We start from the raw sequence: 16,819 nt of genomic DNA, 5'->3' as shown, positions 1-16,819 counted from the left end.
GGCGGCCACGCGGTCAGCTTCGTCCAGCACTACTACGGAACAACCTATCAGGAGGCCATGGAGCTCCTGCTGGGGAATGAATTGGGGGAGGCATATCCCGCCGCGCAGCCAAAGCGGGAGGAGCCGCTCAAGCCCTTCGCCCTGCCGCCGCCCCACACCGATATGCGACGGGTGTACGCCTACCTGATGAAGCAGCGCCACATCAGCCGGAAGGTTATCACCCACTTCGCCCGGGCCGGCCTGCTGTACGAGGACGCCCAATATCACAACTGCGTCTTTGTGGGGACAGACGAGCAGGGCGTCCCCCGCCACGCCCATAAGCGGAGCACCAACAGTCTGGGTAAGTCCTTCAAGGTCAACGTGGAGGGCAGCAGGCCCCAGTACAGCTTCCGCCACGTGGGACAGGACGGCCTGCTCTATGTGTTTGAGGCCCCGATTGATCTGCTGAGCTTCCTCACGCTGTACCCGGACAGATGGCAGGAGCACAGCTATGTGGCCCTGTGCGGTACCGGCGGCCAGGCCATGCATTGGATGCTGGAGCAGAACACCCGCCTCCGGGATGTGGTGCTCTGCCTGGATCACGACGAGCCCGGACAGACGGCGGCCAAGCGCCTCCAGGAAGAGTTGCAGGAAGCAGGATACCACAGCGGCATCCTGCTCCCTGTGCATAAGGACTGGAACGACGATCTGGTGCAGGGGCAGGCCATGGCTGGCCCTGCCATGACTATGGGGCAGAGCATGTAGCCCCATCCCCGTGCCGAAATCGTACCATGCCCGCCAAGGGGGTGGTGCGCCCTGCCGCTGGACCGGGCCCCGGTTCATCCTGGCCCACCAAAGAAGGTCACACTGGAAGATAGATCAAACACAGAGAATGACCAGAAAGAGGGAGATATACACGTGAGTAACGATACCTGGACGCTGATTCTCCTGTTGGCAGCAGTATTCGGAGCCCTGGCGGCCATCGCCGCCTTCTCCAGCCGGGGCAGCCTGGACAGCATCAAGAGCAAGGACGTGGGCGACGGCCAGCACGGAACCGCCCGCTGGGCCACACCGGCGGAGGTGAGGAAGACCTTCCGTTCCGTGCCCTTCCAGCCCGCGCTGTGGCGGAAGGGGGAGCAGCTCCCGGACGCACAGGGGTTGGTGCTGGGCTGTGTGGGAAAGCTCCCGGCTCCGCCGGAGTTCTCTTTGCTTGGGAAGACCGTCCATCCGCTCATCCCAGAGAAGCTGTGGAAGCACGGTGGGATCCGGGCCCTGGTGGACTGTGACGACATCCATTGCCTCATGATCGGCGCCTCCGGCGTGGGCAAGACTGCATATTTCCTGTACCCCAATATCGAGTACGCATGTGCCAGCGGTATGAGTTTTTTCTCAAGTGACACGAAGGGAGATCTGGCCCGGAACTACGGCGCCATAGCCCGGGACTGCTACGGCTACCAGGTATCGGTGGTGGATCTTCGGAACCCCACCCGCTCCGACGGCTACAACCTGCTCACCCTGATCAACCACTATATGGATGTCTGCCGGAAAGATCCCACCAACCTGGCTGCCCGGGCCAAGGCGGAGAAGTACGCCAAAATCCTCTCCAAGACCATCATCAACCCAGACGGGGAGAACTTCGCACAAAATCAATATTTTTATGATGCAGCTGAGGGCGTGCTTACCGCTGTGACCCTCTTACTAGCGGAATATTTGCCGCCCAAAAGGATCCATGGTGAGCTGCGGGAGCGGCGGCACATTGTGTCCGTGTTCAAGCTGGTGCAGGAACTGATAGCCCCCAGCATCCTGCCGGGCAAGAACGAGTTCCAGCTCCTCATGGACCGCCTGCCGGAGGAGCACAAGGCCAAGTGGTTCTCCGGCTCCGCCCTCACCGCCGCCGAGCAGTCCATGGCCTCCGTCATGTCCACCGTGCTCTCCCGGCTAAATACCTTCCTGGACTCGGAGCTGGAGCAGGTGCTCTGCTTCGATAGCGCCATAGACGCCGAGAGCTTTGCCTCGAAGAGATCCGCGATATTCCTGATTTTACCAGAGGAAGATGACACGAAAAATTTCATGGCTGGGCTGATGATCCAGACCCTGAGCCGGGAGTTGTTCTCCGTGGCGGATGAGCACGACGGGAAGCTGCCCAACCGGGTGGTATTCTTCTGTGACGAGCTGGGCACCATGCCCGCCTTCGACATCCTGCCCCTGTTCTCGGCCGGCCGCTCCAGGCAGATGACCCTGGTACCCATCATCCAGAGCATTGCCCAAATTGAGAAAAACTACGGCAAGGAAGGGGCGGAGATCATCATGGACAATGTGCAGGACACCATCTTCGGAGGCTTTGCCCCAAACAGCCAAACCGCCGAGGTGCTGTCCAAGGCCCTGGGCAGCCGCACCGTGATGAGCGGTTCCATCTCCCGGGGGAAGAACGATACCAGCCAGAGCCTCCAGATGATCGAGCGGCCCCTCATGACCCCGGACGAGCTCAAGTCCATCCCCAAGGGACACTTCATCGTCATGAAAACCGGGACTCATCCCATGCAGACCCGCCTGCGGCTGTTCCTGGAGTGGGGGATCACTTTTGGGGAGCCCTACCAGGTGCCCCAGCGGGCAGCCCGGAAGGTGTACTACGCCAGCAAGGAGGAGTTGACCAGCGCAATCTACCGGGCGTTTCCCCTCCGGGCAGGGACAGTCAATTATCATATGGGAAAGGAACAGAAACAGAAATGAGCTACTTCAACGAGATCTACAATGACCCGGAGCTGAACGCCAGGGCCAAGCAGGTGCTGGTCTACCTCCACGACCGAGCAAACAAGGACGGCGAGAGCTGGTACGCTATTGGCACTATGGCAAAAGATCTGAGCCTCTCCCGTTCGACCATAAAACGGGCCCTGACGGAGCTAATCCGCCAGGGCCGGGTGGAGAAACAGGCAAGATTTCGGGAGAGCGGGGGGATTACCTCGAACTGTTACCGAGTAAAGGTAGGACAAGCTGAACTGACTGATGAGCTGTCTCGGACTTAATCCGATTTGATAGCAATGAGGAGGTTGTCCTCATGGGACGTACTCCCCACAAGAAGCTGATGGAGACAGACAACGACGAGGACTATGCATTAGCCTGGAAGGCGCTGGAGCTGGTTGGAATGGAGGGAATGGCTAACCGCAAATTCAACACGCTCTCCGGCGGCGAACGCCAGCGGGTTTTGATGGCGCGGGCCCTCACCCAGCAGCCGGAGGCTTTGATCCTGGATGAGCCCACGAACCATCTGGATATTCAATATCAGCTCCAGATCCTCCGAGTTGTAAAGAGCCTGGGTATCGAGGTCTTTGCGGCTATGCACGATCTCAACTTAGCTATCGACTATTGTGATTACCTCTATGTTATGAGCCGTGGCGCAGTTGTGGCCGAGGGAACACCGGAAACCATTTTGGAACCGGACCTGATCCGGACAGTTTTTGGGGTGGAATCCGTCTTGGTAGATGTCCCTGAGCTTAAACGAAAAACGATTGTCTTTGTCTGCTGATGCAGGCCGAACGGCATCAAGAGAAGCGAGATGACAACAGATAGGGCTCTTACCTTCACTAAGGTGACATTCCAATCCTGCTCTGCGCTCCGTTTACATATCTGCCTGTAGCATCCTTTTACGGTGTGTCCCATTAAATTACGAAGTAAAAACATGCGCCATAGGCCCTTTCGGGAATCTCCATGGCGCATGTTTTTACGTTCGACTTCACTTAAAGCCGCTCAGCTCGATAAATATCCTCCGCTTTGGCCGCCATCAGGCGGGCGGCCATGTCGCGTTTCATTCCGGCAAGCGCACGCTCCTCCGCCTCCGTGCGCCCCATCTTGCGGGCCAGTTGAATGAATTCCTCCCGCACGTAGCCGGGGCGGAGCGTGACTGCGACGGAACGCCCGCGGTAGCTCAACCGGAAGTAATAGCGCCCGCCGGGACTCTCCAGCTCGTTCGCCGCCTCGGGGAGCTCCTTGTCCACCACATACCTGCCGTCCGTAAGGCAGCGGGTGACTAGCTCAAAGGCATCCCGCGCCCCCGGCCCTGGAAAAGCCGTCACGAACGAGATCTCCCTGCGCTCCAGCAGGTTCCCGTCGTCCAGCAGCGGAAACGCCCTCTGCATGACCTTAAATCCGTGGGCCACGCCACCCGGGAAACCGGGGCCGTGATAGTTCAGCATCTCATCGAATCGGAAGGAGAGAAGCTTCCCCTCCTCCAAAACCTCGATCGACTCCATCTTACCCTCCTATTCATCCGATTTCAAGCGGCCGGGGATACAGACTTTTCTCCCCACCCGCTCCACATAGGTTAAGTAGAGGTCGCTGCGGTAGAGCGCACGAAGCCGCTCCTCCGTCATAACCTCCTCTGCATTGCCGACCAGAAAACGGCCGTCATTCCCCAGAATACCAACCTGCCCGCCCAGCAGAAGCACATGGTCGGGATTGTGGCTGGTCATAATGACGCCGAAGCCCCGCTTCACCAGGGCGCGCACCATGGAGAGTGCCCGGAGCTGATTGCCGTAATCCAGATGGTTGGTGGGCTCGTCCAGCAGGATCAGCTCCGGCTGCTGAACGATTACCCGGGCGATGGTTACCTGCTGGCGTTCCCCGCCGCTGAGCTCCGTATAGGGCCGGTTGGCCAGCGGGAGCAGGCCCATCTCCTCCAGCGTGGCGTCCACCAGGTCATAGTCCGCACGTCCAGGCTGCTGGAAGGTTCCCAGGTGAGGGGCCCGGCCCATGACTACAAAATCCCGTACTGTATAATCATAAGCGGGGGTGTGGCTCTGGGGAACATAGCCGATGATTCTGGAAATCTCCCGCAGTTCCAGCCGAGAGAGAGGCGTCCCGTGGAGACGGATTTCCCCCTGCTGAGGGAGCAGCAGATTTGCAATACAGTTGAGGAGGGTAGACTTGCCCGCTCCGTTTGCCCCCAGAATAGAGAGAACCTGTCCCTGCTCAAAGGCGAAGCTCACGTCATAAAACAGGGGGCGTTCCGGCCGGTAGGCGAAGGACAGATGTTCTACTTCCAGAATCATGACAGCTTCATCCTTTGTTTCAACAGGAGATAGAAATAAAAAGGGGCCCCGATAAGTCCGGTCAGGATGCTCAATGGGAGCTCCGCGCTGGTGAGCACCCGAGCCAGGGTATCAATCAGCAGAAGGAACGCAGCCCCCAGTACCGCGGATAGGGGGATCAGCTTGCGGTTGTCCGGCCCCACCATCATCCGCCCAAAATGGGGGATTACCAGCCCGATCCAGCCGATCGTTCCGCTGGTGCAGACGGCACAGGCGGTGAGCATCGTGGCACAGAAAATGATGATCCCACGGGCACGCCGAATATCCATGCCAAGCGACTTGGCCTCATTCTCGCCCAGAGAGAGGATGTTGATCCGCCACCGCATCAGCAGGAGAATTATGATTGCAGCCAAAATCGGTGGTCCCATGGTGAACACATCCCGCCACACTGCAGTCGCCAGGCTGCCAAGCTGCCAGTGCGTGATGGAGGCGAGCTGCGTCTCCGGGTCGGCCAGATATTTCAGCAGGCCCAGAATAGCGTTCATCAGCCCGCTGATAATCACGCCTGCCAGCACCAGGGTCATCATGGATTGATTCTTGATGACCTTTGGGATGGCGATGGCCAGCAGCACGGCAGCCAGGCCGCCCAGGAGCGCTCCGGCCTGAATTCCCACTCCGCCGGCGTTCATCAGGATTCCAACCGAGGCACCCACACAGGCGCCAGCCGAAACGCCCAGCATGTCGGGCGCCACCAGGGGGTTTTTAAAGACCCCCTGGTAGGCCGCTCCAGAGAGGGAGAGGGCGCTCCCCACCAGCAGGGCAGCCAGTATGCGGGGCAGACGCAGGGTAAAAATGACGCTCTCCGCCTGTCCCTCCCAGGTGGCCGGGATGGGCAGGAATCTGGAGAGGAGCACCCGCACCACGGTCGCCGGGGAGATGGCATAGCGCCCTACTCCGATGGCCAGGATGGTCAGGATGAGCAGCGCGGCCAGACATCCCAGAAACAGAACCGGAAAGGAGCAGGGCCGGCGGGGTGTTTGCTCCAGGGCCGGGGCTGGGTTACTGGCTGTCCGCATTGGCATCGGCGGCAAAGATCTGGGCCAGGTCTTCATCCGTCAGGCTGTAGCCGAAATAGTCCTGGAAAAAGGCCCTGGTGTCCTGCTCGATATCGATCTCGGCAAAAATTTCCGGCTGAATCAGTTGGGCCAGCCAGCGCATCATCAACGGAGTCTCCACGCCCGGGGCGTCCCAGCGGTAGATACCCATGGGGGTCTTATAGACGCGGTGATTGAGTACGGCGGATACCTGGCTCCAGTCCTGTCCATCCAGCCTGTTCTCGTACAGATCCGCCGGTGTAAAGGAGTCGAAATTGCTCATCAGAATGATATCAGGGTCAATGGCCAGGATCTCCTCCATGGTGATGCTGGACAGATCGGCGGCCACATTGTCTGCACCTGCCAGCTCCAGGGCCTCCGCGATAAACATGTCGTTGCCCTGCAGCTTCAGCTCGGCATTGCGCAGATAGAGCACCTTGGGCTTGTCCGCGGCATTCACCTGCTCCTGGAAGGACTGCAGATATTCATACGCCTCGGTATAAAGTGTGTTGAACTGCTCGGCCCGCTCCTCCTTGCCCAACATCTGACCAATGGCGGTAAAGCTGGCCTGGAGATCCTCGGTGGTCTCGTTCTTCACCATAACCGGCGTGATGCCCAGCGCCTTGAGCTGTTCCGCTTCCTCGGTCTGATAGTCCCAGATCACCACAGCCTGGACGCCTCGGCTGACCATTTCCTCCATGTTGATGGAGAAGTCGGAGCCGATGCTGGTGGTGTCCAGCTCCGCATAACCGCTGTCCAGCTTGGAGAAAAAACAGTTGGTATAGGCGGTCATGGCGCCGGGGTTGATGGAGACCATGTGCTCAGAGGTGCCGTCGATGGCATAGATCACGGAGGACCAGGGCAGCGGGGTAACCGCGATGCGGCTGAGCTCCGCCGGAACCTCCACCACGTTGCCCGCCGCATCCGTCACGGTGCGGGTTTCCGCCACAGCCTGCTCCGTCTGCTGTGCGGGGGATTCCGGTACAACAGACGGGGTCTCCGCGGTGATCCCCCCTCCACAGGCAGTCAGCAGGGAGGCCAGAAGCGCGCCGGACACGGCGGCCGCCCCGAGGCGGTGTAAATGTCGTTTCATAAGTACCATTCCTTTCCTGTTCCAATTTAAATTCTCTGTCCAGGGGGCCTGAGGCCAGGGCGGACGTCCCGGTCCTGCTCCCCGGCAAAAATAAACACCTTCTCCTGTATCTGAACAAGAGAAGGTGTTCCAAAAGAAGCGTACCGCAAAAAGCGCAGAGCAACCCGCGGCACCCTCATCTAATGGCTCGTTAGATACCAGGTGTCCCGGAGCATTTAAGTATCCTGACTCGACTTCTCCGCATCACCCCGACTTCCCAAGCCTGTCGGCTCAGTGTCATTGTGGGGGATGCTCCATCTCACAGTGGCGGCACCGTACCGGACTTTCACCGGTTTCCATGAAATGCTCCAATGCCTTTTCTATATTGAACTTTGTGATTACAGTATAGCACGTCGGCCGCCATCCGGCAACCACCGGGAGAAGTGCATTTTTCCATTACCAGGTATGACTTTTTCCAATAGCCGACATCACACACGCCACATCCTCCAGCCACCGTGCGGGCAGTCCACCCCTGCCGCACACTCCGGGCTCTGGACAGGCCAGAAGCTCCGCCCGTGGAAACCACGGCCGCAGGGAGGGGAAAAAGAGGGGATCTGCCAGCAGGACATCGGGCGTCGCCCAAGCGGCCAGCTCCGCCGGATCGCCAAACAGAAGCGTATCTGCGGTGAGAAAGGGCCGGTAAAGCTCCTTTAAAGTCCGGTAGGGGGCATAGAAGGCGCGGAGGATCCGGCAATTCGGATATTCCCCCCGGATCGCCCAGGCCAGTCCTTCCGTTGCAATGGGCGCTCCGATCAGGAGAAGGGTGCGGTTCCCTGTTTCATGTTCCACCGGCTTCTCTGGCGGGGCCCCCTTTGCCGCCGTGGAGAAACGGGACAGCCATCGCTCCAGTCCATAGCGTTCCAGCGGCAGGCCGCAGAAATAGGGGATTCCATAGTCGGCCTCCATTTGCCGTGCCGCCCCCAATCCTTCGGCCGTCACCACCCAGTTCAGGGCCGGCGCAGACCGGAGCTCTCCGCCCCCAAAACCTTCCTCCCCCCAGACACAGACCTGATACCCCCGGGTGGTCAAAGCCTCCGCCCCGAGGCGCAGCGGCTGTCTGGAGCCCAGCGCGAGATCGGAATAGCCCAGAATAGAGATCCTCTGGTTGTCACGCCCCTCCGGGCGCCTCCAAGTGGCCAGATTCCGCAGGGCCCGGTCCACGCCCACTGGTGCGGACTCAAATCCGGTGCAGGGGAACCTGAGTACCGGGACCCCCCGCTCGGCCAGACTCTCCTGTATCCCGGTATAGTCCATGCCGAGCAGTTCGGGAATTGCACTCCCCATAAGGCCGCAGAAAGCGCGGCCGCTGTGCGCAAAGCCTCTCGCAATTCCGTTGACTGCCGCTGCCTCGCAGCCCGCGGCCAGCTCCAGATCATCAAACCGTGAATGTTCCAGACGCAGTCCGGCGGTGGCGTCGTCCCCCAGTGTCAGACATCCGGTGCATCCTCCGGCAGTCAACAGAAAGGGGTAGGCGTCCCAGCTCTGGAGAAGGGACGCCACTCCGCTGAAATCCGGCGGCAGAACGGGCAGCGGCGCGCTGCCCCGGGGAATTTCCCCCACAGGCGGGGGAAAGGTGGACAGAATTTGCTCCAACTCTGCCACGGCATTCCGGGTGCGGGCCACCAGAGGCCCCCGCAGCAGAATCCGGACGGGAAGGCCAGCCTGCTCCGCAACCTGTTCCAGATCGCATTGCGTCAGCACCTCGGCACAGGAGGCGTAGAGCACGACCCCGCCTACGCCGGGGCGGCGTGCGGCCTCCCGAAGCCTGGCTGCCAGATGCTCCGCTGCCTGGCCGGCGGCGTAGTCCGCCCTCGTCAGCGGGCAGGGCAGGAATTGGTGAAGCTTCCCCAGCTCTGCCGCGCGCAGGTAAAGCGTCCGCACACAGGCCAGAGAACCGGCAGCCGCCAGGAGAAGATCCCCCCTTTGCCAAATGCGTTCCGGAAGGGTCATAAAATGCTTCCCGCCCCCCTCCGCCGAATAGGCTTCCACACGGCAGGCGTCACGCAAGCCCCTCCACCTCCTGTTCTGCTGCCCGGCGGCAGAATGCCTCCAGTGCCTCGTCCCCCAGTGGCCGGGGGCTGGTGGGCTGGGTATCCCAGAGCCGCTGGGCCAGTTCCAGAAAGCGCATGGCCGCCGCCCCGTCCGGTTCCAGATGGTGTACGGTGGTATGCAGATAATCCGCTCTTCGGAGCTGGCGGTCTTCCGGCAGGATACCGACGACTCTGGTCCCGGATTGCTCTGCGAAGGAGCGTACCAAGGCATCCTCTCCCGCTCCGTGGCTGCGGTTTTGGATCAGCCCGCCCAACAGGGGAGCGGCGCCGGAATAGCGGGCGACTCCGCGCATGATGTTGTTGGCGGCGTAGAGCGCCATGAAATCGGCAGAGGTGATCAGGTATACCCGGTCTACAAAATGTTTTCGCATGGGCACTGCGAACCCTCCGCATACCACATCGCCCAGGACATCGTACACCACCACGTCCCAGGGCTCCTCCAGAATGCCGAGCCGGTTGAGCTCGTCCGCCATGGCGGTGATGCCCAGGCCGGCGCACCCCGCGCCGGCCTGGGGACCTCCTGCCTCCACACAGGAGACGCCGAACGCCCCGGGAAAGACAAGCTGCTCCCGGGCTAGAAGCTCCTCCGACCTCCCCAGAGTCTCCAGCACAGTTGGGATTCGTCCCGACGTCAGGCAGCGGGTAGAGTCCGCCTTGGGGTCACAGCCGATGTGAAGCACCCGTTTCCCCGTTCGGGCAAAGGCCGCGGAGAGATGGGCGGCCACGGTGGACTTCCCGATCCCACCTTTTCCGTAAAACGCAATACGCAACATCTTGACTTTCTGCGCCTCCCTTGCATGTTGTCTGTAATTTTTAATTATATCACAGCGGAGACATCTTCCACTATTTCCATTTTCCCTTATTGAATATTGGTTTTTCCGATAGCAGATCTGCCCGTGCCTGCGGCTTCCCTGGGGGATCTGCTTGACTTCCGTGGGAAAGATTGCTATGATAATATCCACAATAAAATATTGTTTTTCGTCAAGTGTCCGCTTTGTTTGTGCGTTTCAGCGGAGAAAAGGGAATCGGGTGGAAGTCCCGAGCGATCCGGTCACTGTGAACAGGGAGCACTTTCACATATGCCATTGTGTAAATTACACGAGAAGGCGTGTCAGTGCGGCGATCTGTGAGCCAGGAAACCTGCTTGATGAAGTATGTTGATGCTTCCGGTCAAGGCCTCTCGACACAAATGGGACAGGTGATTTCCGCTGGAAACCCGGAAACGCTGTTTGTGCGAAGCGGACCTTTAATGGTCTGCTTTTTTTCCTCTTATGGGGTCTGACTCTGGAAGACGGCCGTGGAACCGGCACATTTTCTGCATCCGCAGGACTTGCGCGTTTCCAGATATAAGTTGGACCGAAAGAAGGAGGATTCTATGAATCTGAAAAAACGCCTGACTGCTGCGCTGCTGAGCGCGGCACTTGCCCTGTCTCTGGTGGCCTGCGGCAGCCCCGCCACCCAAGAGAGCCCCTCAACTGCCCCCTCCCCCAGCGCGGAACCCGCATCCGCCGGTCACACCGCAGACGATATGATCGTTTTGGCTGGTGCCCGTACTCTGGCCCCTGGTCTGGAGGATGTCTATTTCTCCCACAAGCTCCTGGGTGCATGGGAACCGCTGATCTCCGTGGATGAGAGCGGAAACCCCATGGGGGTGCTGGCTGAGAGCTGGGAGCGCAACGAAGACGCCACTGTTTGGACGTTCCACCTTCGGCAGGGCGTTAAGTTCCAGAATGGAGAGGACTTCAACGCTGATATCGTGGTGGAGAACTTCAACCGTTACAAGCTCATGGAGAGCGGCTATTCCCAGTATACTACATTCAAGGTGGACGAGCTCTACCCCGGCCTCATTGGCTGTGAGAAGGTCGACGACTACACCGTCAATGTCAGCTTTACCGACCCCATCCCCCGGCTGTTATTTAACATGAAGGACACTGCAAGCTGTATTTTCTACCCCGGCTCCTGGGACACGGAAACCGGGTACTTCACTGAGCAGCCTGTCGGCACTGGCCCCTATATTATCAAGGATATCAAAGAGGATGAGTACGTTGATATCACTGCTTTTGACGGCTACTGGGGAGAGCCCGCCAAAACAAAGAATATCCGCGTGCGCATCATCACTGACCCTCAGGCCCGCTATGCCGCCTTGGACAGCGAGGAGGTCATGGGGGTGCTGGACCTCGGGGCTATGCCTGCCGCCCTGGGGGACGAGCTTCTCAAGGATGACCGCTTTGCCATGGCGGTGCAGACCTCCAATATTACCCATATAATGCTTCTTAAGGGTGAGGGCACCAAATTTTCCGACATGCGTTTGCGTCAGGCGGTAAGTCTGGCCATTGACCGTCAGCTTATTGTGGACCAGCTCTGGGGCGGCTATGCCATGCCAACGCAGAACCTGATTAACCGTATGTGCCCCGACTGGGTAGAACTGCCCGTAGAGTATGATATGGACAAGGCCAAGGAGCTGGCCCGTGAGGTGCTGGGGGACGAGCGCCTTCCGTTGGATATGTATACCCGCTCTCTGTATCTGGACCGCGGCCCTTATAAGGAGATGATGGAGTATATCCAGTCCCAGCTTTCCCAGATCGGTATCGATGCCACCGTGAATGTGATTGACTCCTCTACTTACTCTGAGATGTCCAAGGCCGGTGAACTGGGGGCAAACTTCATGACTCATGGTATGTCCAACCTCAATGCCTACCACTTCCTGGATATCTATATGAGCAGCGAAGGGTCTTACAATAAATCCCAGCATTTGGCCTACAGCAACCCCCACGTGGACGAGCTGCTGGCCGAGATGAAGACCACCCTGGACGACGACCGTTTCCATGAGTTGGCCGTGGAGCTCCAGGAGATTGCCAACACTGAGTTGCCTGTTATTCCTCTGTTCTACGACACCAGCAACCTCATCTACAATCAGGAGCAGATTACAGGCTACGAGGATTTCAGTGACCATTTGGATCTGAGTCATCTTTCCTGGGTGAACGCGCAGTAACCGCCACACCGCGCCAAAGCTGTGCTTTGGCGCGGTGTTTTTCAAGGGAGGAATTTCATTGAATCAAACCCTGCGCTATACCGCAAAAAAAATATTGTGGACAATTCCCATTCTGGTCGGCATCACCTTTCTGGCCTTCGGTCTGGGGCTGGTTGCACGGGGAGACCCCGCTACCAATCGGGCCAGCGCCGATCCCAACTATATCCCCACTGAGGAGGAAATCCAGGAGCTCCGGGCGGAAATGGGGTTAGATGATCCCATTTTGGTGCAATACGGGCGCTGGATCTGGAACGCAGCCCACGGTGATCTAGGGGAATCCTATATTGACGACAAGCCGGTGCTGGGTGAGATTCTCCGGCTGCTGCCCAACACCCTCCTGCTGAGCGGAATGGCGTTGCTGGTCATTACTGTGGTGGGGCTTGCTGGCGGCCTGCTGCTTACACTGTTCCGGGACAAATTCATTGACCTGCTCGGGCGAGTTTTACTGGTGTTTCTGATGTCTATTCCTGGTTTCTGCCTAGCCTATTTTATGATCTGGCTGTTCGCCCAAAAGCTGCGTATCTTGCCCACCAGCGGCGCGGAGACACTGTCCTGCTTCCTCATGCCCTGTCTTGCTATTTCCATCGGCTCGGCCTGTGTGGTTATCCGGCTGCTTCGCTCTTCCATTCTGGGGGAGCTTAGCAAGAATTACATTCTGACCGCCCAGGCCAAGGGCCTGCGGAGGGGCCAGCTCATTTCCCGTCATGCACTGCGAAATTCTCTAGTTCCCTCCATTACTTATATCGCCAATACCTTCGGCGGTCTTCTGGGAGGCTCCATGATCACGGAGAGCGTATTTTCCGTCCCAGGAATCGGAAGCTACGCCCTCACCGCCATCAATAATCGGGACTATATCGCCATACAGGGCTATGTGCTTTTTACCGGTGTTGTCTTTGTTCTGGTCTGCCTGCTGGCCGACCTGATCTGCGCCTGGCTGAACCCGCAGATTCGATTGGGGGGCTGAGCATGCGTGGTAAAAAAGTCTTGTTCATCCTTTCACTAACTGTGCTTGTTCTTTTCCTGCTGGTAGGGGTCTTTGCTGATTTTCTGGCACCCTGCGACCCCAACGCGGTGGATATGGCCAACGGCCTTGCCGCCCCCTCCACTGAACACTGGCTGGGTACCGACCATATCGGCCGTGATCTGCTGAGCCGGCTTATCTACGGCAGCCGCTCTTCTGTGTTCATCGCTTTCTTCGCCACCGGATGCACTCTGTTGCTGGGCATGACTATCGGCCTGGTGTCCGGTTATCTGGGGGGATGGATAGATCAACTGATTCAGGCTGTGGTCAATATCTTCCAAGGAATCCCCAGCGCCGCTTTTGTGGTCGCCATCCTGGGACTGCTGGGCCCCGGTATGCGCAGTCTGCTGATCGCCATTGTGGTCAGCTCCTGGGCTGGATTCTCCCGTATTGTGCGCAATCAAGTTCTGGAGATCCGCGAGCTGCACTATATCGAGGGCGCACGGGCCATGGGCGGCGGGAGCTTCTATATCATGCGGCGCCATATCCTGCCCAATATCTTGCTCCCTCTGCTGGTTCTAATCGCCACACGGATCGGCTCTACGGTGCTCACCGTGGCCGCCATGAGCTACCTGGGCCTGGGCCTGCGGGCACCCGCAGCGGACTGGGGGATCATGATTAACGACGCCAAGCTCTACTATGTGAAGGATTTTCTTGTTCTACTGGCCCCTGCGGCCTGCCTGACTCTGTTCTGCCTGAGCATCAACTTGATTGCTGATTATCTCCGGGACTGCCTTGACCACGATGACGGCGCGGCCCGCATGCTGTAAAGGGAGGACGCACATGGAACTGTATACAAAGGACCTCTGCGTCCGCTTTGCTACCCGTTCGGGTGATATTCCCGCCGTCAACCATGTCTCCCTCGCATTTTCGGAGCGACAGGTCACCGGCATCATTGGAGAGACGGGCAGCGGCAAGTCTGTGCTGGGCCTGTCTATTCTCGGACTGCTTCAGTCCAACGCCTCTGTCACCGGACAGATCTTTTTGGGAGAGCGGGAGCTCACTGCCCTGTCCGAGCGGGAGCTGTGCACAGTCCGCGGCAGAGAGATTGCTCTGGTGGCTCAGAACCCGGCCACCTCATTGAATCCCAGCGTGCGGGTGGGACGCCAGATCGAGGAGGTCTTCCGTCTGGCTGGAAAAAGTACCCCAGACTGCCGGAGACTCACGCTGGAGCTTCTCAGGCAGATGGCCTTTTCCGACCCGAAGCAGATTGCAGGTGCCTACCCCTTCGAGCTCTCCGGTGGCATGCGCCAGCGTGTACTGACAGCCATCGCTGTGGCTGCACGTCCGCAATGGCTGATCGCAGATGAGCCCACCAAGGGACTGGATGCAGTGGTGCGCAATCAGGTTTACGACACCTTCTGTATGGTACGGGACCAGTACCGCGTCGGCTTTATCGTCATTACCCACGACCTTCTGCTGGCCCGCAAATTCTGCGAGCGTATCGTTGTCATGTACTGCGGCCGTGTCCTGGAGACCAACGCGGCGCGGGAACTGTTTGAGCACCCTAGGCACCCCTATACCCAGGGGCTTATCGCCTCGCTGCCCCACCTGGGCATGAAGCCTATGGCGGGCTTTTCTCCCGCCTTTACCGACCAGCCCTCCGGCTGCGTATTCCATCCCCGGTGCCCTTACGCGGAGGCTCGTTGCCGGCATACAGAGCCGAAATCCATCCCCTGTGGAGAAGGGAGCGTGTGTTGCCATCGCTACGCTTGAAGTCCAGCACCTCTCAAAAAGTTTTCACTCCAACCGCCTTCGCGGACGCACCCACAAGGCGGTGGACGATGTTTCCCTCGCCATCGGGCCCGGACAAACTTATGGGCTGATGGGGGAGTCCGGTTGTGGCAAATCCACTTTGGGTCGGATGATTACCCGGCTTCTCCCGGCCTCCTCCGGGACAGTTCTCTATGACGGGACGGACCTCTTGGACATTCCTCAGCGAAAGATGCTCCCCTACCGCCGGCGCATTCAGATGCTTTTTCAGCACCCGGACACTTCGCTAAATCCGCGGATGACAGTGCTGGACAGTCTGCGGGAGCCCTTTCTGCTCCACGATCTGCCCGGCAAGCAGGATATGGATGAAATAATTCGCGCCCATATCGAGCCCTATGGCATTCAGCCGGAGCTGCTGGAGCGCCGGGCCTCCCAAGTCAGCGGCGGCCAGATCCAGCGCATTGTGCTGGCACGCATCATGCTGCTCCAGCCTGAGTTTATTGTACTGGATGAGCCCACTTCTATGCTGGATGTGTCGGTACAGGCCCAGATCATGGATCTGCTACACCAGGTTCAGCTCCGAACCGGAGTATCGTATCTTCTCATCTCCCACGACCTCGATCTGCTGCGCCACGCGAGCAGCCGGATTGGCATCATGTACCGGGGAAAGCTGCTGGAACAAGGGGAGACAGAGGCCGTACTGAATGCCCCTACCCACCCCTATACCCGGGAACTGATTGAGAACTTTTCCTATATGAGGGATTAAACGCCCATTGGGAGGTGACCTCTGTGACGCTTCAAAATCTAAAATATGTGGTTGCAGTGGCGGAGCACGGTTCGTTTTCTGCGGCCGCCAAGGCCCTTTACATCTCTCAGTCCACCCTGTCCTCCGCAATCAAGGAGCTGGAGGCCGAGCTTGGAACTCAACTCTTCCTGCGGAGTAACCGCGGTATCCAGCCCACCCCCGACGGGGAGGACTTCCTGCGCTATGCCCGCGAAATTGTGGAGCAGAGCCGCGCCCTGGAACGGCGTTATCGCCACCGGAGATATGCGCCTACACGGTTCGCGGTTTCGACCCAGCGGCTTCCCTTTGCCGTCCGGGCATTCCAGAGATTTATGGAGCAGCTCTCCTGGAACAGCTATGATATCGCCATCCGGGAGTGCCCAACCTATACCATTATTAGTGACGTGGCTGCTGGAAAAAGTGATGTGGGGGTGGTGGCCCTGCACGACCAGTACATTCCAGCACTGGAAAAGACCTTTGAGATAAACCATGTGACTTTCACCGAGTTAGAACGCTTGCCAACGTATGCCTTCCTGCGTAGAAGTCACCCTCTTGCGAAGCGGGACAAGGTCAGCATGGCCGAACTGCTCCAATACCCCTTCGTAACCTATGACCAGGAGGCGGATCGCTCTGAATACACCGAAGAAGTTGTGTTCCATCAGATTGCGGAAAAGACCGTTCACGTCTCCGACCGGTGCAGCAAGGTGGCGCTGGTTCGGTTTACCGATGCGTTCAGCATAGGTCCGGACCTGACCAACAGCAACGCCGATGCCTTCCACAGCGGGATGGGTGAGATTGTTGCCATGCCGGTAGAGGAGATCTCCGACTCACTCCATGTCGGATATCTGCTGCAAAAGAATGTGGCGGTCTCAGCCGCCATGGCAGTGTTTCTGGACTATCTGCGGGACGATATTATAGTGTTAAAGAAGACTCTTTAGTAACGTTAGATTCGTTTTTATTGAAGTGTCCGGCACAGGATCCACGGAAGAC

The 16,819-nt window shown here is 58.7% G+C and carries 16 protein-coding genes and 2 riboswitches; of the genes, 10 read left to right on the top strand and 6 right to left on the bottom strand.

Annotated features, from left to right (window positions below; translation table 11 throughout):
- The first annotated feature begins 57 nt into the window (after positions 1-57).
- The 4 genes from H8S34_RS11645 to H8S34_RS11630 all read left to right on the top strand — a co-directional run bounded on the left by H8S34_RS11645 (position 58) and on the right by H8S34_RS11630 (position 3,502).
- Positions 58-744, top strand: a complete 687-nt coding sequence (locus H8S34_RS11645; protein WP_007493932.1) for a DUF3991 and toprim domain-containing protein — start codon at positions 58-60, stop codon at positions 742-744.
- A gap of 153 nt (positions 745-897) precedes the next feature.
- A complete protein-coding gene (locus H8S34_RS11640) occupies positions 898-2,709 on the top strand; it encodes a type IV secretory system conjugative DNA transfer family protein (RefSeq protein ID WP_420890022.1) in 1,812 nt (603 codons plus the stop codon).
- Positions 2,706-3,002: a helix-turn-helix domain-containing protein gene (locus tag H8S34_RS11635; protein ID WP_186964054.1), complete on the top strand. Its 297-nt coding sequence runs from the start codon at positions 2,706-2,708 to the stop codon at positions 3,000-3,002. Before H8S34_RS11640 ends, H8S34_RS11635 begins: the two co-directional genes overlap by 4 nt.
- Before the next feature lie 32 nt (positions 3,003-3,034).
- Positions 3,035-3,502: an ABC transporter ATP-binding protein gene (locus H8S34_RS11630; RefSeq protein WP_186964053.1), complete on the top strand. Its 468-nt coding sequence runs from the start codon at positions 3,035-3,037 to the stop codon at positions 3,500-3,502.
- Between the two features lie 211 nt (positions 3,503-3,713).
- On the opposite strand, the gene H8S34_RS11625 is transcribed toward H8S34_RS11630, so the two are convergent.
- The 6 genes from H8S34_RS11625 to H8S34_RS11600 form a co-directional block, all read right to left on the bottom strand.
- Positions 3,714-4,226 carry a hypothetical protein gene (locus H8S34_RS11625; RefSeq protein ID WP_186964052.1) on the bottom strand — a complete coding sequence of 171 codons (513 nt, stop codon included), beginning with the start codon at positions 4,224-4,226 and terminating at the stop codon, positions 3,714-3,716.
- 9 nt (positions 4,227-4,235) lie between these two features.
- On the bottom strand, positions 4,236-5,024 hold the full coding sequence (locus tag H8S34_RS11620) for an ABC transporter ATP-binding protein (RefSeq protein ID WP_021631994.1): 789 nt from the start codon (positions 5,022-5,024) through the stop codon (positions 4,236-4,238).
- Positions 5,021-6,079, bottom strand: a complete 1,059-nt coding sequence (locus tag H8S34_RS11615; RefSeq protein WP_021631993.1) for a FecCD family ABC transporter permease — start codon at positions 6,077-6,079, stop codon at positions 5,021-5,023. The genes H8S34_RS11620 and H8S34_RS11615 overlap by 4 nt, the downstream gene beginning before the upstream one ends.
- The gene (locus H8S34_RS11610) at positions 6,063-7,190 is read right to left on the bottom strand and encodes an ABC transporter substrate-binding protein (RefSeq protein WP_186964051.1); all 1,128 of its coding nucleotides are present in this window, start codon (positions 7,188-7,190) and stop codon (positions 6,063-6,065) included. The genes H8S34_RS11615 and H8S34_RS11610 overlap by 17 nt, the downstream gene beginning before the upstream one ends.
- A gap of 219 nt (positions 7,191-7,409) precedes the next feature.
- Positions 7,410-7,527: riboswitch (cobalamin riboswitch) on the bottom strand.
- 98 nt (positions 7,528-7,625) lie between these two features.
- Positions 7,626-9,236: a nitrogenase component 1 gene (locus H8S34_RS11605; RefSeq protein WP_186964050.1), complete on the bottom strand. Its 1,611-nt coding sequence runs from the start codon at positions 9,234-9,236 to the stop codon at positions 7,626-7,628.
- A complete protein-coding gene (locus H8S34_RS11600; RefSeq protein WP_007490275.1) occupies positions 9,229-10,053 on the bottom strand; it encodes a nitrogenase iron protein NifH in 825 nt (274 codons plus the stop codon). The genes H8S34_RS11605 and H8S34_RS11600 overlap by 8 nt, the downstream gene beginning before the upstream one ends.
- A gap of 193 nt (positions 10,054-10,246) precedes the next feature.
- Positions 10,247-10,442, top strand: a riboswitch (cobalamin riboswitch).
- Positions 10,443-10,655: 213 nt separating this feature from the next.
- Between H8S34_RS11600 and H8S34_RS11595 the strand changes: the two genes are divergently transcribed.
- From H8S34_RS11595 to H8S34_RS15180, 6 genes are read left to right on the top strand one after another with little or no spacing between them, the layout of a single operon-like run.
- Positions 10,656-12,272: an ABC transporter substrate-binding protein gene (locus tag H8S34_RS11595; RefSeq protein WP_021631857.1), complete on the top strand. Its 1,617-nt coding sequence runs from the start codon at positions 10,656-10,658 to the stop codon at positions 12,270-12,272.
- A 58-nt stretch (positions 12,273-12,330) separates the two neighbouring features.
- Entirely contained in the window at positions 12,331-13,275 is a 945-nt protein-coding gene (locus tag H8S34_RS11590) for an ABC transporter permease (RefSeq protein ID WP_034566845.1), read from the top strand.
- A gap of 41 nt (positions 13,276-13,316) precedes the next feature.
- Positions 13,317-14,102, top strand: coding sequence for an ABC transporter permease (locus H8S34_RS11585; protein WP_256291703.1), 786 nt, complete (start codon positions 13,317-13,319; stop codon positions 14,100-14,102).
- A gap of 13 nt (positions 14,103-14,115) precedes the next feature.
- Positions 14,116-15,048, top strand: a complete 933-nt coding sequence (locus H8S34_RS11580) for an ABC transporter ATP-binding protein (protein WP_021631854.1) — start codon at positions 14,116-14,118, stop codon at positions 15,046-15,048.
- On the top strand, positions 15,011-15,811 hold the full coding sequence (locus tag H8S34_RS11575; RefSeq protein ID WP_021631853.1) for an ABC transporter ATP-binding protein: 801 nt from the start codon (positions 15,011-15,013) through the stop codon (positions 15,809-15,811). Before H8S34_RS11580 ends, H8S34_RS11575 begins: the two co-directional genes overlap by 38 nt.
- 23 nt (positions 15,812-15,834) lie before the next feature.
- Positions 15,835-16,767: a LysR family transcriptional regulator gene (locus tag H8S34_RS15180; RefSeq protein WP_021631852.1), complete on the top strand. Its 933-nt coding sequence runs from the start codon at positions 15,835-15,837 to the stop codon at positions 16,765-16,767.
- Positions 16,768-16,819 lie beyond the last annotated feature (52 nt).

It is taken from the genome of Pseudoflavonifractor hominis (assembly GCF_014288125.1).
Classification (GTDB): domain Bacteria; phylum Bacillota; class Clostridia; order Oscillospirales; family Oscillospiraceae; genus Pseudoflavonifractor_A; species Pseudoflavonifractor_A gallinarum.
This window is presented reverse-complemented; position numbering and strand designations above follow the sequence as displayed.